Below are 17,805 nucleotides of genomic sequence, written 5' to 3'. Positions count from 1 at the left end.
CTGTCTGGAGCGGAAGTCGCTGCAGGAGCATTCGCTGGGGCGGACGTTGTCGACGCAGTTGTCGAGGTCACCGGTTGGTCAACCCACTTCAGCTTATCGAAGGTGACTGCCACGTAGTGTTCGCCCAAGCCGAGAACGCCACCCACACCCAGAATGACATTGGCCACCTTGCCTGACCTATCCAAGATCACCTCGTTGATATCACCGATCTTCTCGTTTGCTTCATTGTACACATTCACGCCGGCGAGCTTAGACGCGCGCCATTCACCCACCTTGTGCGTGGTGGCAGTGGTAGTCGAATCCACCTGGTTCGTGGCTTGCCGCCGACGCCGCGCCGGTCATCGACGCAGTAGCAAGGAATGCGATTGCAAGGCATTTCGAAATCATGATGTTCCTCCATTGGTTAGGGGAACAACAGGGCGCAGAAAGTTTGGTTCCAGAGATGGAACGGGAGTTATCCGTGCTGGTGAGGTCTCTGAACTGACGTTGTTCCGTGACGCAATCGCGCTCGACCCAAGGCGGCGCGATTGCGGACACGGGACGATCCCGCCAACAGCAATACCGTTCAGTTAGGGACGGCAGCCCGCGCCGCATGACTCGGCAAAACGGCAGCGGAGCCGGCGAACGCAACCTAGAAAATTTGAAGTCTTCGGCTTTCAAGAAACTGATGGGGACCGCCTAGCAGTTCCCAAGCCCGCCTAAGACGAAGGCGCGCTCCGAACGCATGAGAGAGCCAGGAGTTGAGCCCCTGCCGCTGAAGGGCTAGTTTTGAGCTTTGCCCAGCTTGCGTCGGTAGTAACCGTGTTTTTGCACGGTCAACTTGATCTCGTCGCTTACTGCAGCAGCCGCTTTCTTCTTCCGCCATCGGCCCGGGTTTTCGTGGATCGGGATCGGTTTCCCCCTCGGGACCACGAGCAGATAGTCGCGTTTATAATTTAGATACACATCAAACATGCCGTCACTTCCAGCCCCCAGCTGAACTTTTACAGCCTCTTGGACTGGAATGGAGTTACTGAAGTGCAACAGATCTATGAGGATTGAGCACAAGAATTGCTGGGGATCGATGCCGAGGCGATCTGCGAAGCAGCGCAGCGGCCGAGCATGCGGTTTGTGGCCGTGAAGAGCGAACAGCAACAGGCGGCGGGTCTGGTGTTTCGGACCCGTGACCTGTTAGTGCGGCAGCGAACGCAGCTCATCAACGCGATCCGGGGACACCTCACTGAATATGGTTGGGTCGCACCTAAGGGGCCGTCGCACGTGGCGATGCTTACCGACCTGATCGAGAAAGAAGAGATGGCCAGCTCGCTTCCCAAAGCGGCCCACGCCATGTTCCGATTGATGTTGGACCTGCTGACCGACCTCAATGGCAAGGTCGCGGACCTCGACCAGGAAATCGCGCGACGTGCTCGCGAGGACGAAGTATCGCGCCGGCTAATGACCGTTCCCGGCATTGGCCCAATCTCCGCCACCGCGATCGCCGCTCTAGCACCGCCGGCCGAGACCTTTGCCAAAGGCCGTGACTTCGCCGCTTGGTTGGGTCTCACGCCTCTTCAAAGATCGACAGGCGGCAAGCAGAAGCTCGGTGCGACATCCAAGATGGGCGAACGCACGCTCAGGCGCCTCCTCATCATCGGCAGCAGCGCGGTCGTGCAACAGGCGATCAAACGCGGTGCGCCAAGGGGTTCGTGGCTCGAACAGATGCTGGCTCGTAAACCGCGGATGCTGGTAACCGTCGCGCTCGCTAACAAGATGGCGCGGATCGTCTGGGCGCTACTCGTCAAGTGCGAAAACTACAGAGCTCCGGTTGCCGCCAAGGCGTGATCTTGGCGGGCCAGAGGTCGTCAGAGGTGTAGTCGGTCGAAGGAGGGTATGGCGCAACAGTCGGCGAGACGGGGCCGGAAGAACCAGATGTACTCATCGTGCCTGGAGCACGCATTTATGATTTGGTTCCGGTCCGCGAACTCCCATACGGGCCCGCAGCTCCATCGCTGCATCAGAGGCCGGACAGATGGCAGCATCCGACTACGTGCCAATCTTCTTCAAAAACCGCTTGCATCTGGCGGGGCGTCCACAGATGAGTACGCGCGCTAAGTGCCCTTAAACGGAGTGATGACCTTGTAGGTCGACGCATCGGTGTGCGCATACTTTCTTTTTCTATGTGCAAGGAGACGATCCGTGTAGAGCCCGTTCAGCCTCGTTGCATTTCAAAAGCCGATTGGGAAAATTCAGATTGCCGCGGCGTGCATCTGATCCAAATCAACATGCTATTGTTCAGATTGCCCAGATGGACAAAATTCCTAGCTGCCCCGAATCAGGAGATGCGCGCCCGAAACCATAAACTGCGATTTGCCGACATTCTTCGACGTGGTGGTGGCTATTCTGCTGGACGAGGACGATTCTTCTTCGTCCACAACAAGGCTTCCTGAAACAAGGGCTCGGCAAATAGCAGCTCAGATGTTTTGGGCGATACAGGGTCGCGCCCATTAAGGAGCCATGTTGCGAGGTCAATGCACCGCGCAACAGTTTTCATTTCCTCGATTATTTCCAAAAAATCGCGCTCCCGGTACACCATGACGCGCTCGTTATCCAAGCTGCCGACCATCGGCACCTTGGTCGTGGATAGTCTAACGAACATCTCTTGGTAGGCGGACGGCTCGACAAGCAATACCGCGTCCGTCATGTCCATGGCGAACGCCCAAACGTGATGGGCTATTGGGTGTCGTTTCTTTGCTGCCTTGCGCGCAAGGCGTAAGACGGCCCAGAATATTTCGAGATCTTCGCCGGTGATCTTTACTGATCCGGCGGCTTCGATGACATCCATTTGGGCGCTTGCGCTGCGGATTGCTTGAATCATCGCCATCGTCGGCGCCGCCTCTGCGCGGAGTAGAAACGCTAACATTGAAGCGGTTTTTACTTCGATCTCTGACCAATGTGCTATTACCGCCATTGCTAGCGGAGCCAGGTTAGGGCGCTGCTTGTAAAGTGTTTCGGCGGCGGGCAGGGCTTCGGCTTTCGGGCGAACTTTGGACAATGGTTGTGGTGGCATGGCGAAAAAGCCTCATGCGGAAAAGGAAATCGAACTAGAATCTGACGCTTGGCAGCGCTTTGAGCGCGCCGTTGAGGTGGTGTCGAAAAGCCCACCGCAGCGTCGGGTGGCGAAGTCGAAAAAGCAGGCCAAAAGGAAGCCTGTAGCATCAAAAAAGAAAGCCTGACTCTTTACAGAGTCAGCCGAATCCTTACTGTGTAATCGCACTAAAAAAAATGGCTCCCCCGAAGGGGAGCCGGGTCGTGGCAGACCAAGTTTGGGGCTTGTTTCGCTTTAGCGGTGGGGCAAGCCCCGACAGTGTTCGCGAACAATTTCCCATTTCCCAAATCTTAGGCGACGATACTCTCGCACCGCCACCGGCTGGTTTGTCGGACACCAAAGCTTCATATTGCGTTTTCTCCATGCCGGGAATGGTCCCGGTGCCCGAGGCACCCTTGTGCCCCGGGCGTTGAAGGGCGTCCGGGTGCAAGGGCGGAGAAAGGCGGAATCAGCTGCGCCGATTCACGATTCCTAACACGAATGGTGCGTAGTGCAGAGTCCGTGGATGCCGTGTGGACAACTGGCGCGGAATGCCGAAGGCCCGAATCAGCAAATGCCAAAGAGAAAAATTGACGTTCCGGTGGTTATCTACGTGTCGGGGATGGTGAAATCTTAATGGCGTGAGGGTGGTGGCTTGTCCGCCGTTGCTAGGTCACGAATTCGACTGTCTCGCGCTAAGTGGACGCGAGCTTCACGGCTTCCTCAATTGGAAGAAGAATGTCAGCCACCCTTGTGCTCAGCGGTCGCGCACTGGATCAGCGCAGTGCTGATAGGACACCCTTATATTGGTGCGGGTTCTATTGCGTCTGGCTGCCGGGCTTTTCGCGAGCCGCGCCTTGGCCTCAATGCCACCACCGCTGCCGGAGCTTCTTGATCAGCTGCCGCAAGTCGTCGGCGTACTCCTCGATATTAGCCCGCGCCTCGGCCAGCGTCTCGTCCATCTGCCGCGCCCTGCGCTTCGGCTTGGGTGCAGGCGTAGGTTCCGGCAGGGGCGGCGGTTCGTCGTTGGGGGTCATAGGCAGAATCATCTCGCGACGAGATGAGGGACCGTTGACGTGGATCAAAGGCGGCGCGAACCCATAGGATCGACCCGGAAGCGGCCCGAGGCATTGCAGCGGGGCTGTCCGGAGCGGGTTTCGGCCCGTCCCGGACCCCGCTACCCGGACCCGGCCGCGCGCCTCCTAGGGCCGCGCTACTGCCCCGAACAAGCATCGCGCCTCGCATTGATCGGATAGTTACCCGGCTGCTTACCCTTACACGTTTTTCGGCTTGGTTCGGCCTTGGTTCTATGGCCTAGCCACTGAAACTATTGGCGATCCCGGCATGACTCGAACATGCGACCTACGGTTTAGGAAACCGTCGCTCTATCCGGCTGAGCTACGGGACCGCGAACCCGCGGCGAAACACGCGGGCGTGGCCATCCCATAGCAGAGGCGGAGGCCCATCGGAAGCCTCCGAAGCGCGCGTCCGATGCGGTCTTCGATCAAAAGAACTGATTTCGCTCATGTGACAGCCGATCCGGCGGGCTTTGCTCGAGGAACTGGTCGACCGCGCCAAACACCTGCCAGCGATTGCTTTCCAGGAACAGGGAATGGGTGGCCTCGCCGATCTCGACCCAGCGCCGGTAGGGCGCGGCGGTCAATTGGCCGAACACGGCGCGCGACATCTCGAGCGGACAGTCGCGATCCCATTCGCCGTGGACGATCAGGACCGGCACGGTGAGCCGCGCCGGATCGTAGAGCGGCTTGCCCGCGGCCCAAAACTCCCGGCTGTCGATCACCGTGCCGTTCGGCGCCATCAATTGCGACGGGCCCGGTCCGGCCTGGCCGCAGGCAAACGTCGCATCGGCCCAGGCGTCGAACCAGTGATCCGGCAGCAGCGCCTGCCTCTTGTCCGCAGGGACCCCGTTCAGCCAACGGTCCTTTGCGGCGGACCGATCGACGATGCGGAAGGCCCCGAGCGGGCCGCGGGCGTCGGCGAGACTCGGCGTGTCACGCAGCCATTGCGGCGCGATCAGGATAAGCCTGGCGACCGCATCGGGGTTCTCATTGGTGTAGCGCGACATCAATGTCGTGCCCCATGACCAGCCGATCAGGTTGATCTTCGCCAGATTGCGCCGTGCGCGGATGAAGGCAACCACGCTGCCGACGTCGCGAACGGCCACCGGCGTCCGCACGATCGGCACATTGATGCTCGCAGGCAGCGCCATCTCCGGCGGACGCGTCGAACTGCCGTAGCCCCTGACGTCGACGAGGTAGACGTCGTGCCCCCGCGCGGCGAGGTGATCCATCCAGGACACACCATCGAGCCTCAGGTCGAACGAGGTCGAGGCCGGATAGGTCGACCCCGCCACGAACAGGATCGTGTTGCCGGGCGTGAACCGGGCCAGATCGGCGCGGCGCTTGTTGCGCACGAACAGGCTGATGCCGTCGGTATCGCTCGGCACCATCATCTCTTCGGTCACGATGTCAGGCAAATTCATATCGCCGTCGTCCTTGTTCTTCTGGCCTCGCCGGCGTCACGCAAAGCGCCAGTCGAACCGGTCGCCGCGGCGCGTGACGCGGCCGGCCGACGAGGCGGCAAAATGCGCGGTGAACACCGTGGCGCCGCTTTCCGCCGCCTGCTCCAGCAGCCAGCGGCGGGATTCGCGCGCACGCACCGGGTCCTCGCAGAAGGCGCTGTTCCAGTCGGGCCGAAACACCTGCAGCGGCTGATGCATGATATCGCCACTAAACAATCCGGACTGGCCGGCATTGGCAAGCCTGATCGCCACATGACCGACGCTGTGGCCCGGCGTCGGGTGAAAGGTGAGGCCATCGCCGACCTCGCTTTCGCCATCGACGATCTCGGCCTGCCCGCTCGCGACCACCGGCAGCACGCTATCCTCATAGACACCGGCATTGAACCCTTCACGCCCCGCCGGACCGCGCCAATGATCGTATTCGGCCTTCGAGAACAAATATCGCGCATTGGGAAAGGTCGGCACCCACCGGCCATCCACCAGCCGGGTATTCCAGCCGCAATGATCGACATGAAGATGCGTGCACATGACGTAATCGACGGCGTCAGGCGAGACGCCGGCCTCGGCCAGCCGCTGCAGGAACGGCAAGTCCAGTTGGTGGAAACGCGGCAGGCCGGGCCGGTTCTTGTGATTGCCGGCGCAGCAATCGATCAGGATGGTGTGGTGCCGGGTTTGCAGCACCCAGCTGTGCACGCTGGCAATGAATCGCCCTTCCGTCACGTTGAGGCAGTCGGGAATCATCAGCGCCTTGTGCTCGTCGAGCACGCGCGGGTCCCAGTCCGGGAACAGGAAGTGCGGGGCAAATCCGGCGCCGCATTGTTCGGTCACCCGCCGGACCATCACGTCACCGATCGAATGGCAGCTCATGGCCTGCATCCCTCCTTGCACCGCAGTTCGCTGCCCGAGATCGCCGGGCGCCGAACCTTGTTGCCTCAATGCCCCGCGGCATGGGATAATTCAAATCGATAGATCGGATAGCAGGCATAATCTGCATGGATATGAACGCGCACACGCTGCCATTGCTGGTCTCGCTCAGCGTGATGCTCGACGAGCGCAACGTGACCCGCGCGGCGGCGCGGCTTGGCCTCAGCCAGCCCGCGCTCTCCGCGCAACTGGCGCGGCTCCGCGACGTGTTTGGCGATCAGCTGCTGACACCGGCAGCATCGGGCAAGGGCATGGTGCTGACGCCCTGCGCCATCAAGCTGCGGGAGCCGCTGCGCGACGCACTGCGGCGGCTCGACGACGTGGTACGCACGCCGCCGGTGTTCGAGCCTAAGAGTTCGGAGCGGACCTTCTCGATCGGCGCCAACGACAATGCCAGCGCCATGCTGGGCGGGCGGCTGGTGCAGCGGATGCGCCGCAGCGGCGCCGCGACCACGCGGCTGGCGTTTCGCGCCGTCGACCCGGCACGGCTTGCGAGCCAGCTCGAAGCCGGCGAGATCGATATCGCACTGGTTTCGAAGAACGCGCTGCCGAACGGGATGCCGCACAAGCCGCTGCTGAAAGAACGCTTCATGATGGCACAGCGCAAGGCGCATCCGCGGGGCTCACGTCGGCCGTCGCTCAAGGAATATGCATCGCTCGAACACGTCATCGTCTCCGGAGATGGCGGCGGCTTTCGCGGCTTCGTCGACGATATCCTTGCGGCACGAGGCCTGACCCGGCGCGTCGGGGTCTCCGTGCAGTATTACAGCGTCGTGCCTGTCATCCTGCAGTCGACCGACTTGGTCTGCACGCTGCCGGCACGGTTCCTCGCGCGTTATTCCAATGTGCTCACCGCCATCACGCTGCCGTTCGACGCCGGGCATTTCTCGCTCTACGCGACCTGGCACGCACGCTTCGACAACGATCCCGGCCATGTCTGGCTGCGGGATCTGCTTACAAACTGTGCGGAGGATTAGCGCGCGACGTCGGTGATCCGCGTCCTACGCCACCTGTCTCGCCGGGTTCGCGGCCTGATCCGCCGCGCCGGTCCGGCGCGTCGGCAGAAACTCGATCGCCTCATCCTTCAGCGAACCGAAGCGCAGCGTCACGATGTCGAGCGCATAGTTCTGGTAGAGCCGCCACGGCCGGCGCGAGCCCTGCTTGGGGAAGCGGGCGGCAGCGCGCTGGATATAGCCGGAGGAAAAATCCACCCAGGGCAGTTCGGTGACATCAGGGTCGTTCCGCCGCGGCGTGACTTGCGCGTAGCCGTTCGCCTTCATGTGGTTGAGCATGCGGCAGACATATTCGCAGGTCAGGTCGCATTTCAGCGTCCAGGACGCGTTGGTGTAGCCGAAGGCGGCGGCGAGATTCGGCACGCCCGAGTACATCAGCCCCTTGTAGTTCATGGTCTTCGACAGATCGACGGGCGCGCCGTCGACATTGATCTCGAGCCCGCCGAGCACCTGCAGATCGAGGCCGGTCGCGGTCACCACGACGTCGGCGTCGAGCACATTGCCGCTCTTGAGCTTGATGCCGCCGGGCGTGAAGGTCTCGATCTGGTCGGTGACGACGGACGAGCCGCCGCTGCGCAGCGATTGAAAGAGATCGCCGTTCGGCACCAGGCAAAGCCGCTGGTCCCACGGATTGTAGCTCGGCGTGAAATGGGTGGCGACGTCGTAATCGGGGCCGAGCGCGTGGCGCACGCCGCCGAGGATCAGCTTCTTCACGCGCTCCGGATCGCGCTTGCAGAGCCGGTAGAAATACATGCCGAACAGCACGTTCTTCCAGCGCGTGAGGCCGTAGGCGACCTTGGCCGGCAACCGTGCCCGCAGCCAATTTGCGACCTTGTCCTCGTCCGGCCGCGCCACGACATAGGTCGGCGAACGCTGCAGCATCGTGACATGGGCGGCGGTCTTGGCCATTTCCGGCACCAGCGTCACCGCAGTCGCGCCGCTGCCGATCACCACCACCTTCTTGCCGGCATAGTCGATGTCGTCGGTCCACTGCTGCGGATGGACGACGCGGCCGGCGAAATCGGCGATGCCGGGGAAGTCGGGCGTGTAGCCGTGTTCATATTTGTAGTAGCCGCTGCACATGAACAGGAAGTTGCAGGTGAGACGCTCGATCGTCTTCTCCGGCCCGCGCTCGACCTCGACCGTCCATTGCGAGTCGGCTGACGACCAGTCCGCACTGATGACGCGGTGATTGAAGCGGATCTTCTTGTCGATGCCGTACATGCGCGCGGTCTCGCGCACGTAGTTCAGGATAGACGGGCCGTCGGCGATCGCCTTCGGCTCGGTCCACGGCCGGAACGAATAGCCGAGCGTGTACATGTCGGAGTCGGAACGGATGCCGGGATAGCGGAACAGGTCCCAGGTGCCGCCGATGCAGTCGCGGCCTTCAAGAATGGCGTAGCTGCGGTCCGGGCAATTGGTCTGCAAATGGTAGCCGGCGCCGATGCCCGAGAGCCCCGCGCCCACAATCAACACGTCGAAATGCGCGGACATGCCCTGACCCTCCGGTGGCAGTATTGACAATCCGTATTGTCAGATACCTTGACATCTGACAATGGCTCATGTCAATAGGCTTTCATGGCAAGCAGCAGCCGGAAAGCCCGCCTCTACGGCGGTATGGACGCCGAGGAACGCCGCGCCGAGCGGCGGCTCAGGCTGATCGACGCGGCGATCGAGGTGTATGGCGAAGTCGGGTACCGCGTCGCAACCGTGAAGGCGATCTGCGAGGCAGCCGAGCTGACCGAGCGCTATTTCTACGAATCCTTCGCCAACAGCGAAGCGCTGCTGATCGCAGCCTACAATCATGTCGTCGGCCATTTGCACGAGGAGATGATTGCTGCCGCCGCAGCCGCCGGCGACGATCCCGAGCCAAGATTGCGCGCCGCGCTGACGCTGTATTTCACCCGGCTGAAGCAGCATCCGAAACCGGCGCGGGTCTTCCTGCTGGAGATTTCCGGCATCAGTCCGGCGGTCGATGCCGTCAAGCTCGATGCCTTGCGGGTCTTCAGCGACATCCTGGTGCCGCCGACGCTCGATCCGAAACGCGGCGACAAGGCCGCAATGGCGACGCTGCTCTCGAACGGCATGGTCGGCGCGGTCATCTCGATCGCGCTGCGCTGGGTCTCGAAGCAATATCCGCAAGCGGTCGAGGACGTCGTCGCGATCGCGGCGAGCTTCTGCCGGGTGGCGCTGACCGAGGCCAACAGCCACACAATTTCATCGTAGGAGACGAGCCGTGCGCGCAGCCGTGTTCAGGAACGGAAACATCGTCACCGACAATATCCCCGATCCTGTGCCGGCCGCCGGCCAGGTGCTGGTCAAAACGCTGGCCTGCGGCATCTGCGGCTCCGACCTGCACGCGCGCAAGCATGCCGGACACACCGCGAAGCTGATGAAGCATTTTCCCGGCCGCAAGCCGATGGACCTGTCGCGCGACGTCGTGTTCGGCCACGAATTCTGCTGCGAAGTGCTCGACTACGGTCCGGCGACCCAAAGGCGGTTCAAGCCTGGCACGCGGGTCTGCTCGGTGCCGGTTCTGCTCGGCGCGAGCGGGCCGCAGGGCATCGGCTATTCCAACGATATCGCCGGCGGCTATGCCGAGCGGATGCTGCTGACCGAGCCCTTGATGATCGAGGTGCCGAACGGCCTCGCCGCCGAGCACGCCACGCTGACCGAGCCGCTCGCGGTCGGCATCCACGCGGTGGCGAAGGCAGGTATCCGCGGCGATGAGGTGCCGCTCGTGATCGGCTGCGGGCCGGTTGGGCTGGCGGTGATCGCCGCCCTGAAGCTGCGCGGCCTGCATCCGATCGTCGCTTCGGACTATTCGCCGGCGCGGCGCGCACTCGCGGAGAAGATGGGCGCCGACGTCGTGGTCAACCCGGCCGAGACCCAGCCGTTCACGGCCTGGGCGCAGCACGCCGAGATGTCGCCGGAGCAGAAGGCGGCGCGGCCGCCGTTCCAGGCCTTCCTGCCGCCGCTCAAGCCCAGCCTGATCTTCGAATGCGTCGGCATTCCGGGCTTGTTGCAGCAGCTGTTCGAGGGCGCGCCGCGCGATGGGCGCATCGTCGTGGTCGGCGTCTGCATGGAGAGCGACACCTCCGAGCCGCTGCTCGGGGTGCTCAAGGAATTGTCGCTGCAATATGTCTACGCCTATACGCCGGAAGAATACGCGCTGGCGCTGCATCTGATCGCCGAGGGCAAGATCGACGCCGCAGCGATGGTGAACGCCACGATCGGCCTCGACGGGGTGGCGCAGGCGTTCAGCGATCTCGCCAATCCCGAGCGTCACACCAAGATCATCATCCAGCCCGATCGCTGAGCCGGGGCTTCGCGCGCTATCGAGCCGGAACGGCCAAACCGGCCGGATCCGCCGATTTTCGATCATGTTTCGCCGGGGTTTTCGCCGCGTCCGCCCCGCTGCGTCGCTGATTTAACTTGCATATTCAGCAGCCGGGGCTTTCTTATGCATGGTACCGGGCGCAAGCAGGGTCCGACCTGTTTCGTCCTGTGAAACAAAGAAAATCGGGCGGAGCTGAGCCTTTGGTCGACGTGCACCGGCTGGACGACGTGACCGCGCGCCTTGGCGACGTGGTTCTCGATCCCGCGACCTGGCCGTCCTTCATGGACGAGGTCTGCGCCGCCGTTGGCGCGACCGGGGCTGCGATGCTTCAGAGCGATATCCGCACCGAAGACATTCCGCGCACGCAATCGATCACCGACTATTTTACCAAGACCTACTTCCCGCAGAATTTTCATCTCACCGACATTCGCGCGGCGCGCGGCGTGCCGCTGATGCACGCCGGCGTCGCTGTCATCACCGATGCGGACCTGTTCGACTCCGAAACCGAGATGCTGCGCGATCCGCTCTACGCCACGCTCGGCGAGTTCGGGCTGAAATGGTTTGCCGCGATCGGCTTCCACTCAGGCCCGGCGTTGTGGGCACTGACCATCCAGCGCGCGCCCAAGGAAGGCCTGTTCGACGCCGACGAGGTCAAGGCGCTGTCGAGAATGTCAGCGCGGCTCACGGAAGCCGCGACGCTCTCCGCCGTCGTCGGCCGCTCCGCGTTGTCGGGCATCACCGGCGCGCTCGACCTGATCCAGGTCGCCGCGATTGCCGTCGGCCGCTACGGCGCCATCATCGGCATGAACGGCCAGGCGGAAGCCTGCCTCGGCCACGACCTCGCGATCCGTAACAATCGCCTCACTCTGCTCGACCGGCAGGCCAATGCCGATCTGACCCGGCTGATCGATCAACTGGCGCACAGCTCGGACCTGCATCCATTACCGTCATCGCCGATCGTGGTGCGAAGGATCGACAAGCGGCCGCTTGTGATCCAGATGCAGCCGGTGCCTCCCGCCGCGCGCTCGCCGTTCCTGGGAGCGCGCGCGCTCCTGCTGATCCGCGATCTCGAAGGCAACCCCGCGTTCGACCAGGCATTGCTGGCGGCGACTTTCGAACTGACGCCGGCACAGGCGCGCCTCGCCGCGCGGCTTGCCCGCGGGGATTCGGTCGAAACTGCCGCACAGGAGGCCGGTGTTGCCGTGGCCACTGCACGCAATCAGCTCAAGACGATCTTCCAGAAGACCGGCACGCATCGGCAGGCGGAACTCGTCGCATTGCTGCACCGTGTGAAGTGAACGATTCAAGTCGAATTGTTCCAATCTCCTGCGCGCCGTGAGATAAGAAATTGCTCAAATATTCCAATGGCGTGCGCCGCTTATTCCGCTCGACCAAGCGACTGGAGTGCAGCTTAAAAGAGCAGGGAAATCGTCGGGTTCCGGGGTGACAAGCATCGTTAAAATGACGACAATCCGCTCACCCTGTCTGGTTCGGGTTTTGCTTGCAATGTCCGTGATGCCGTCACGATCATCGACGTTGGCTGTCGCCATTCTGGTCGCCGCTTCCATGCTGGCGCCGATGAGCGCGCACGCGCAATGGTGGCGCGGCACACCGAGGGACTTCGAGGATTGCGCCGACCTCGCCGAGAAGGCGAAGACCAAGGAAGACAGGACCGCGCAACTCGCCGATTGCAACGCCAAGTTTGCCGGACGGCGCAAGGTAGGCGGCGGCTACACCTATTACGACTTCATGCAGGACCGCAGCTTCGATATCGCAGGTCCCAATCCGACGCCGGACGAGCAGAAGAAGATCGATCAGGAATATACCGGCTATCTCGAGAAGCAGCGCCGCTCCCGCATCGTCGCCGCGTTCAACGCCAAGCAGCTCGAGCGGCAGGAAAGGCCGCAGGAGCAGCTGCCGCAGATCGAGCAGGCATCGCTGCACAGCGAGCCGGCGAAGGCGCCTGTCCCGGTCGCGCGGCCGGTCAAGCCGCGCGTGACTGTCGTCCCGCTTCCCAAGGTGCGGCCGCAGACGGGGAGCTGCGTCAAGGGCACGTTCTCTTGCGAATGGCCAAAGCTCTCCGAGGGACTGGACGGCTTGAAGAAGCTGTTCGCGCCGTCACCGCCGCAGCCGACCAAGCTCGCGAAGCGGAACTGATTTCCTCCTATCAGTCGGTAATCACCATCGCCCAGAACCGGCGGTACGGCGACTTCGGATTGTCGACGTAGGCGACGCCCACGCGCTTGGCGCCCGGCATCAACAGGTTCTCGCGATGCCCCGCCGAATTTTCCCACTGCTTCAGCATCTCGGCGAAGGCAATGAAACCGGCGCCGATATTTTCGGCGGCGCGCTGCTTCTTCAACGGCGCGATGCGCGTGAAGAAGCTGCCGCCCGCGGAATGGCTGACCGATCCGCTCGCCGACATCGCCTGCGCCTGCTTCAGCGCCATCGCATTCAGGCTCGCGTCGAGCTTCACTGCGGACATGCGGTTGGCGCGCCTATAGGCACTGATCGATCCGGCATAATCGGCGGCACTTGCGGCCGTGGTCAGGCCGAGCACGAGGGCGAGCGCGAGGAACAGCAGCTTCATCTGAGGTCTTCTCTCCAATGGATCAGCGCGCGCGGCCGCGCTTGTGGTGCCGGGGCGCGACCGGCTTGTGCGCAGGCATCGCCGATTGGCCTGATGCCGCGGCCGCCGCACGCTGCTCCTGCAAGCGCGCATCATAGCCTGGCGAAGGCACCACGGTCGGCGGCGCGGCGCGGGCCGGACTGCCATCGAGTGCAACAAGCGTGAGCAGCATGATGCAAGATCGTTTCATGATGTCACCTCCTCGGACGTTTGATCGATGTGGCGGATGATCGTCGGCCTTCACGACGATGCCGCGCGAATCTGCTCGGGCGTCAGCCCCGGCAATCCCTTGCCGGCGGCCTCCGCCTTCCGAATCAGCGCGATGACGCGGCGCGACAGCGGAACATCGAGCCCGCGGTGATCCGCAATCGCGGTGATCACACCCTGCAGATAATCGATCTCGGTGCGGCGGCCGCGCTGCAGATCCTCCCACATCGAGGAGCGCGCCTCGGGATCGATCTTCATGGTGCGGCCGAGCAGCATGTCGAACAGCGTGTCCGGCAGTCGCAGCAAGGGCGGCATCCAACTCAAAGGCAGCGGCGTCGGCGATACCGGCGCAATGCCTTCGGCACGCACCGCGGCCAAGCCCTCGGCCATCTGGTCGGCAAGCAATCGTCGCCAGCCACACTGCGCGAGCTGCTGCCGCAGCGGAATGTTGGACAGCGCATTGAGCGCATTGCCGAGATTGACGATCAGCTTGCCCCATTGCACGCCGTCGATATTGCCGGTGCTGTTGATCGCAAGGCCCGGCACCGTGAGCCGCGCCGCCGTGCCGGCGTCATCCTGCGCGATCACGATGTCGCCCGAGGTCGAACGATGGAAGCGGCCTTCGCCGAGCGCGACCACATTGAACGGCACCATGCCGCCGAGCACCTTGCGGCCCGGCAGACGGTCGCGCAGCAGCGGCACATTGCCGACGCCGTTCTGCAGGCTGATCACCGCGGCGTCACTGGGTGTATGGCGCGCGATCAATTCGGCCATTTCAGCGGTATCGGCGCTCTTCACCGTGACCAGCACCGTCTGAACATCGCGCAAGATCGACGGATCGTCTGACAGCATGAGGCGGTCCGCGGATACCGTCTGCTGCGAGCCGTCGAAACTGCTGACCCGCAAGCCGCCTGCGGAGATCTCCTGGATCAGCCGCGGCCGTGCCAGCAGCGCGACGCGGCGGCCCGCCGCCGCCAGCATGCCGCCGACGAAGCAGCCGATGCTGCCGGCGCCCGCAATACCGATCGGCCGGTCCGTGTTCATCTGGCTAAACGTCCGTTCATCGGGGATCGATAGCAGACCTTGGGTTGCCTGCCTATTTCGACGCACGGTCGGGCCGGCGTCTCGCCTTGTAACCGTCATGGGCCGAAGCTATGTTTCCCGCACGGGGCACGGTTGCGGCAGGAGACGATCATGGGTCTACTCGACGTACTCAACGGCATGCAGAACGGCCCCCGCGGTCCGAGCGCGCCAAGCACACAATCCGACAGCTCGAGCGGCGGCGGAATGTCGCCGATGACGATGGCCATCCTGACGCTGCTCGCCTGGAAGGCCGTCAAGCATTTCACCGGCGACCAGCCGGGCAGCGCCTCCCCTGAGCCGAAACCGGCGCAGGCGCCGCCGCTCCCCGGCAACGTCACCGCGGGCCTGCCGGGCGGCGCCGGCGGCGGCGGGCTCTCCGATCTGCTCAAGGGCGGCCTCGGTGGCCTTCTCGCCGGCGGCGCAGCCGGCACCGTGCTCAGCGGCGGCCTCGGCGATCTGCTCAACCAGTTGCAGCAGAAGGGCCATGGCGACGCAGCCAATTCCTGGGTCAGCAACGGTCCTAACAAGCAGATCGCGCCCGGCGATCTCGCCAACGCGCTCGGCGCTGACCAGATCAACTCGCTGGCGTCGCAGAGCGGTATGTCGCGCGACCAATTGCTGCAGGGCTTGAGCCAGTATCTGCCCGACGCGATCAATCATTTGACGCCGGACGGGCGGCTGCCGAGCGGCGACGAGCTGCGCGGCAGGCTTTAGCGGCGGCGTTGATTCCATCTGAGGAGGACGACAGTCATGGGCGGCATCATCTGGGTCATCATCGTCGGCTTTATCGCGGGGATCATCGCGCGGCTCCTGTCGCCGGGACCCAACAATCCAAGCGGCTTCATTCTCACCACCGTGCTCGGCATCGCCGGCGCGTTTCTCGCGACCTTCATCGGCCAGGCCATCGGCCATTACGGTCCCGAACAGGGTGCCGGCTTCATCACCGCCACGATCGGGGCGCTGGTGGTGCTGTTCATCTGGAACAGGCTGGTCGCGGCGCGCGTGATCCCCGATTTGGGAAACAGGTGACGCCGTAGGCGTCATCCCGGGGCGATGCGTAGCATCGAACCCGGGATCTCGAGATTCCCCGATGCGCAATTGCGCATCTGTGGTCTGGTGCTAACGCACCATCCCGGAATGACGAGACACCGAAACTGAAAGCCGCTTCAACATGACAATGCCCGGGCCTAGCCCGGGCATTTTCATTTCTGCAACGGCGCTTCGTCACTGGATCAGATGCATGCCCGCGTCCATACGGACGAACTCGCCGGTCATGTTGCTCGACGCCGGGCTAGCCAGGAAGCAGACGAGATTGGCGATATCTTCGGCCGTCGACGCGACCTTCAGCGGCACGCGCGCCACCACGGTGTCGCGCACCTGCTTGGCGCCCGCCTCGCCGCGGCCCTTGGTGAACCAGGGCGTGTCGATATAGCCCGGGCACACCGTGTTGACGCGGATCAGCGGCGCCAGCGCGCGCGCAAGCGATTGCGTCATGGTGTTGAGCGCGCCCTTGCTCGCGGCATAGGCCACCGACGAGCCGCCGCCGGAAATGCCGGCGACCGAGGAGATGTTGACCACCGCCGAGGGACGGCTAGATGCCTTGGCACCGGCTTCGAGCAGTGTGCGCGCGGCACGGACCATCTGGAACGGGCCGATGGTGTTGACGGCATAGATGCGCTGGAAGTCCTCCGCGGTGAGGCCATCGAGGTCGTGATGCGGCACATGCTTGGTGGTGCCGGCATTGTTGACGAGCACGTCGAGCCGGCCCCAGCCCTGGGCTGCGGCGGCAATCTTCTTGCAATCCTCATCGCGCGAGACGTCGCCCTGCACCACCAGCACCTCGGCGCCCTGCTTGCGGCAGAGCTCGGCAGTCGCCTCGGCTTCCGCCTTGCTGTTGGAATAGTTGATGATGATGCGCCCGCCCGCCGTGGCGAGGATTTGCGCGGTCGCGGCACCAAGTCCCGACGCGGACCCGGTCACGATCGCGCACAAGCCATCCTTCGACATCTGCATTTCCCCTGTTGTTGTGAGCCAGATGAATTCCGGCGGTGGCATACCATATCGCGCGGAAAGATACCTGCAAACCGCGCAAGGCTCCTATGTCGAGGCTCCTATGTGTAAGCGTTCGGCCCCTTTTGCAGGCCGGCCCATTGCGCATCGTCATGGCCGCAGATGATCTTGACGCCTGACGCTTCGAGCCTGGCGATCTCGTCGAGCGAATTCAGGAACTGGTCGACGTCGAGGCTGTTCCGCGGCGAAGTCCGCTGATCGAGATTGGCGCGCACGCTGAGCGCGTCGGATGCGAGCAGAAATTCGCCGCTCTGATCGAGCTTGACCAGCGCGCCGGTCGTGCCCTTAGAATGTCCGGGCAGCGGGATCAGCGTCAGCCTGCCGTCGCCGAACACGTCCATCTGCCGGTCGAAGATTTCCATCTTCAACGGGTGATCCCAGTCCGCCCTGATGTATCCGCGATCAGACGCGTTGGCCGCGTTGGCGGCCTCGATCTCGAGCGCGTGGAGGAAGATCGTCGCCTTCTTGAAGAAGGCGTTGCAGCCGCAATGATCGGTGTGCAGGTGAGAGCAGATCACGACGTCGATATCATCAGGGCCAAGGCCTGTCGCCTTCAGGCTCGTCAGCACGTGATCATCCGCCGGCATGATCGGGGTCATGTATTTGGCGAGCGTGCCGAGCCGCCCTTCGGGATCGGTCGCAACATCGGGATGGCATCCGGTGTCGAACAGCACATTGCCTTGCGTGTGCCGCAACAGCACGCAGGCGACCGGCAGGTCGATCATCTCGCCGCGCGCCGCATCCGGCAGATAGGTCCGCTTGGACATCCGCAGACGTCCGCCCGACAGCATATGCATCTTCATCGCATCACCTCTGGAAGGCGATCCAGTTTCATCTGGCGGACTGAACCGATGGCGCCGGCCAGTTTGCGCCCGCGCCTGGCATACAAACCGAGGCGGTCCAAAGTCCACTATGCGGAATTCATGCACCCGG

General features: G+C 63.2%; 20 protein-coding genes, 1 tRNA gene and 1 pseudogene. 9 read left to right on the top strand and 13 right to left on the bottom strand.

The window, feature by feature from the left end:
• Together K359_RS58755 and K359_RS0112510 are read right to left on the bottom strand one after the other, a co-directional pair.
• Positions 1 to 305 (bottom strand): PRC-barrel domain-containing protein (locus tag K359_RS58755; RefSeq protein WP_198031143.1); only part of this gene is annotated, 305 nt, incomplete at its 3' end.
• Positions 306 to 762: 457 nt separating this feature from the next.
• The gene (locus K359_RS0112510; RefSeq protein ID WP_029079660.1) at positions 763 to 954 is read right to left on the bottom strand and encodes a hypothetical protein; all 192 of its coding nucleotides are present in this window, start codon (positions 952 to 954) and stop codon (positions 763 to 765) included.
• Between the two features lie 108 nt (positions 955 to 1,062).
• On the opposite strand from K359_RS0112510, the pseudogene K359_RS51775 reads away from it, so the two are divergent.
• A pseudogene (locus tag K359_RS51775) lies at positions 1,063 to 1,821 on the top strand (IS110 family transposase); the annotation flags it as partial.
• A 553-nt stretch (positions 1,822 to 2,374) separates the two neighbouring features.
• On the opposite strand, the gene K359_RS0112500 reads toward K359_RS51775, so the two are convergent.
• The gene (locus tag K359_RS0112500) at positions 2,375 to 3,046 is read right to left on the bottom strand and encodes a hypothetical protein (protein ID WP_156928459.1); all 672 of its coding nucleotides are present in this window, start codon (positions 3,044 to 3,046) and stop codon (positions 2,375 to 2,377) included.
• Here K359_RS0112500 and K359_RS61185 point away from each other — a divergent pair.
• Positions 3,045 to 3,212 (top strand): hypothetical protein, encoded by a 168-nt coding sequence (locus K359_RS61185; protein WP_156928458.1) that lies wholly within the window; start codon positions 3,045 to 3,047, stop codon positions 3,210 to 3,212. The genes K359_RS0112500 and K359_RS61185 overlap by 2 nt on opposite strands.
• A gap of 1,183 nt (positions 3,213 to 4,395) precedes the next feature.
• Here the strand turns inward: K359_RS61185 and K359_RS0112490 are convergent.
• The 3 genes from K359_RS0112490 to K359_RS0112480 form a co-directional block, all read right to left on the bottom strand.
• Positions 4,396 to 4,472, bottom strand: a tRNA-Arg gene (locus K359_RS0112490).
• 96 nt (positions 4,473 to 4,568) lie between these two features.
• Entirely contained in the window at positions 4,569 to 5,567 is a 999-nt protein-coding gene (locus K359_RS0112485; RefSeq protein ID WP_029079658.1) for an alpha/beta hydrolase, read from the bottom strand.
• Between the two features lie 36 nt (positions 5,568 to 5,603).
• Positions 5,604 to 6,473 (bottom strand): MBL fold metallo-hydrolase, encoded by an 870-nt coding sequence (locus tag K359_RS0112480; RefSeq protein WP_051346104.1) that lies wholly within the window; start codon positions 6,471 to 6,473, stop codon positions 5,604 to 5,606.
• 125 nt (positions 6,474 to 6,598) lie between these two features.
• Between K359_RS0112480 and K359_RS0112475 the strand changes: the two genes are divergently transcribed.
• Positions 6,599 to 7,507, top strand: a complete 909-nt coding sequence (locus K359_RS0112475) for a LysR family transcriptional regulator (RefSeq protein WP_029079656.1) — start codon at positions 6,599 to 6,601, stop codon at positions 7,505 to 7,507.
• Positions 7,508 to 7,531: 24 nt separating this feature from the next.
• Here the strand turns inward: K359_RS0112475 and K359_RS0112470 are convergent, their stop codons facing one another.
• Positions 7,532 to 9,037, bottom strand: coding sequence for an NAD(P)/FAD-dependent oxidoreductase (locus tag K359_RS0112470; RefSeq protein ID WP_029079655.1), 1,506 nt, complete (start codon positions 9,035 to 9,037; stop codon positions 7,532 to 7,534).
• An 84-nt stretch (positions 9,038 to 9,121) separates the two neighbouring features.
• Here K359_RS0112470 and K359_RS0112465 point away from each other — a divergent pair, with 84 nt between their 5' ends.
• The 3 genes from K359_RS0112465 to K359_RS0112455 all read left to right on the top strand — a co-directional run bounded on the left by K359_RS0112465 (position 9,122) and on the right by K359_RS0112455 (position 12,181).
• Entirely contained in the window at positions 9,122 to 9,769 is a 648-nt protein-coding gene (locus tag K359_RS0112465; RefSeq protein WP_029079654.1) for a TetR/AcrR family transcriptional regulator, read from the top strand.
• 10 nt (positions 9,770 to 9,779) lie between these two features.
• Positions 9,780 to 10,862 (top strand): zinc-binding dehydrogenase, encoded by a 1,083-nt coding sequence (locus K359_RS0112460; RefSeq protein ID WP_029079653.1) that lies wholly within the window; start codon positions 9,780 to 9,782, stop codon positions 10,860 to 10,862.
• 221 nt (positions 10,863 to 11,083) lie between these two features.
• The gene (locus K359_RS0112455; protein WP_029079652.1) at positions 11,084 to 12,181 is read left to right on the top strand and encodes a helix-turn-helix transcriptional regulator; all 1,098 of its coding nucleotides are present in this window, start codon (positions 11,084 to 11,086) and stop codon (positions 12,179 to 12,181) included.
• A gap of 54 nt (positions 12,182 to 12,235) precedes the next feature.
• Here K359_RS0112455 and K359_RS61180 read toward each other — a convergent pair whose 3' ends face one another.
• On the bottom strand, positions 12,236 to 12,433 hold the full coding sequence (locus K359_RS61180; RefSeq protein WP_156928457.1) for a hypothetical protein: 198 nt from the start codon (positions 12,431 to 12,433) through the stop codon (positions 12,236 to 12,238).
• Positions 12,434 to 12,449: 16 nt separating this feature from the next.
• Between K359_RS61180 and K359_RS0112450 the strand changes: the two genes are divergently transcribed.
• Positions 12,450 to 13,040, top strand: coding sequence for a hypothetical protein (locus K359_RS0112450; RefSeq protein ID WP_156928470.1), 591 nt, complete (start codon positions 12,450 to 12,452; stop codon positions 13,038 to 13,040).
• A gap of 10 nt (positions 13,041 to 13,050) precedes the next feature.
• Here K359_RS0112450 and K359_RS0112445 read toward each other — a convergent pair whose 3' ends face one another.
• The 3 genes from K359_RS0112445 to K359_RS0112435 are packed head-to-tail and all read right to left on the bottom strand — an operon-like array spanning position 13,051 to position 14,763.
• Positions 13,051 to 13,473, bottom strand: a complete 423-nt coding sequence (locus K359_RS0112445) for a CAP domain-containing protein (RefSeq protein WP_029079650.1) — start codon at positions 13,471 to 13,473, stop codon at positions 13,051 to 13,053.
• Positions 13,474 to 13,495: 22 nt separating this feature from the next.
• Positions 13,496 to 13,702, bottom strand: coding sequence for a hypothetical protein (locus K359_RS0112440; RefSeq protein WP_029079649.1), 207 nt, complete (start codon positions 13,700 to 13,702; stop codon positions 13,496 to 13,498).
• A gap of 50 nt (positions 13,703 to 13,752) precedes the next feature.
• Positions 13,753 to 14,763 (bottom strand): 2-dehydropantoate 2-reductase, encoded by a 1,011-nt coding sequence (locus K359_RS0112435; RefSeq protein WP_029079648.1) that lies wholly within the window; start codon positions 14,761 to 14,763, stop codon positions 13,753 to 13,755.
• Between the two features lie 150 nt (positions 14,764 to 14,913).
• Here K359_RS0112435 and K359_RS0112430 point away from each other — a divergent pair, with 150 nt between their 5' ends.
• Both K359_RS0112430 and K359_RS0112425 read left to right on the top strand, forming a co-directional pair.
• Positions 14,914 to 15,516 (top strand): YidB family protein, encoded by a 603-nt coding sequence (locus K359_RS0112430; protein ID WP_029079647.1) that lies wholly within the window; start codon positions 14,914 to 14,916, stop codon positions 15,514 to 15,516.
• Between the two features lie 36 nt (positions 15,517 to 15,552).
• Complete coding sequence (locus K359_RS0112425) at positions 15,553 to 15,831, top strand: GlsB/YeaQ/YmgE family stress response membrane protein (protein WP_029079646.1); 279 nt, start codon at positions 15,553 to 15,555, stop codon at positions 15,829 to 15,831.
• Positions 15,832 to 16,026: 195 nt separating this feature from the next.
• Here K359_RS0112425 and K359_RS0112420 read toward each other — a convergent pair whose 3' ends face one another.
• On the bottom strand, positions 16,027 to 16,809 hold the full coding sequence (locus K359_RS0112420; protein WP_029079645.1) for an SDR family NAD(P)-dependent oxidoreductase: 783 nt from the start codon (positions 16,807 to 16,809) through the stop codon (positions 16,027 to 16,029).
• Between the two features lie 104 nt (positions 16,810 to 16,913).
• Positions 16,914 to 17,675 carry an N-acyl homoserine lactonase family protein gene (locus tag K359_RS0112415; RefSeq protein ID WP_029079644.1) on the bottom strand — a complete coding sequence of 254 codons (762 nt, stop codon included), beginning with the start codon at positions 17,673 to 17,675 and terminating at the stop codon, positions 16,914 to 16,916.
• Positions 17,676 to 17,805 lie beyond the last annotated feature (130 nt).

This window comes from Bradyrhizobium sp. th-b2 (assembly GCF_000426785.1).
GTDB classification, from domain to species: domain Bacteria; phylum Pseudomonadota; class Alphaproteobacteria; order Rhizobiales; family Xanthobacteraceae; genus Bradyrhizobium; species Bradyrhizobium septentrionale.
This window is presented reverse-complemented; position numbering and strand designations above follow the sequence as displayed.

What these genes read in the sequence shown, in the direction of transcription:
- K359_RS0112510 (WP_029079660.1), bottom strand. Translation starts at nt 954, where the DNA reads ATGTTTGATGTGTATCTAAATTATAAACGCGACTATCTGCTCGTGGTC.
- K359_RS61185 (WP_156928458.1), top strand. Translation starts at nt 3,045, where the DNA reads ATGGCGAAAAAGCCTCATGCGGAAAAGGAAATCGAACTAGAATCTGAC.
- K359_RS0112500 (WP_156928459.1), bottom strand. Translation starts at nt 3,046, where the DNA reads ATGCCACCACAACCATTGTCCAAAGTTCGCCCGAAAGCCGAAGCCCTG.
- K359_RS0112485 (WP_029079658.1), bottom strand. Translation starts at nt 5,567, where the DNA reads ATGAATTTGCCTGACATCGTGACCGAAGAGATGATGGTGCCGAGCGAT.
- K359_RS0112480 (WP_051346104.1), bottom strand. Translation starts at nt 6,473, where the DNA reads ATGAGCTGCCATTCGATCGGTGACGTGATGGTCCGGCGGGTGACCGAA.
- K359_RS0112475 (WP_029079656.1), top strand. Translation starts at nt 6,599, where the DNA reads ATGGATATGAACGCGCACACGCTGCCATTGCTGGTCTCGCTCAGCGTG.
- K359_RS0112470 (WP_029079655.1), bottom strand. Translation starts at nt 9,037, where the DNA reads ATGTCCGCGCATTTCGACGTGTTGATTGTGGGCGCGGGGCTCTCGGGC.
- K359_RS0112465 (WP_029079654.1), top strand. Translation starts at nt 9,122, where the DNA reads ATGGCAAGCAGCAGCCGGAAAGCCCGCCTCTACGGCGGTATGGACGCC.
- K359_RS61180 (WP_156928457.1), bottom strand. Translation starts at nt 12,433, where the DNA reads ATGGCGACAGCCAACGTCGATGATCGTGACGGCATCACGGACATTGCA.
- K359_RS0112450 (WP_156928470.1), top strand. Translation starts at nt 12,450, where the DNA reads ATGCTGGCGCCGATGAGCGCGCACGCGCAATGGTGGCGCGGCACACCG.
- K359_RS0112445 (WP_029079650.1), bottom strand. Translation starts at nt 13,473, where the DNA reads ATGAAGCTGCTGTTCCTCGCGCTCGCCCTCGTGCTCGGCCTGACCACG.
- K359_RS0112440 (WP_029079649.1), bottom strand. Translation starts at nt 13,702, where the DNA reads ATGAAACGATCTTGCATCATGCTGCTCACGCTTGTTGCACTCGATGGC.
- K359_RS0112435 (WP_029079648.1), bottom strand. Translation starts at nt 14,763, where the DNA reads ATGAACACGGACCGGCCGATCGGTATTGCGGGCGCCGGCAGCATCGGC.
- K359_RS0112430 (WP_029079647.1), top strand. Translation starts at nt 14,914, where the DNA reads ATGGGTCTACTCGACGTACTCAACGGCATGCAGAACGGCCCCCGCGGT.
- K359_RS0112425 (WP_029079646.1), top strand. Translation starts at nt 15,553, where the DNA reads ATGGGCGGCATCATCTGGGTCATCATCGTCGGCTTTATCGCGGGGATC.
- K359_RS0112420 (WP_029079645.1), bottom strand. Translation starts at nt 16,809, where the DNA reads ATGTCGAAGGATGGCTTGTGCGCGATCGTGACCGGGTCCGCGTCGGGA.
- K359_RS0112415 (WP_029079644.1), bottom strand. Translation starts at nt 17,675, where the DNA reads ATGAAGATGCATATGCTGTCGGGCGGACGTCTGCGGATGTCCAAGCGG.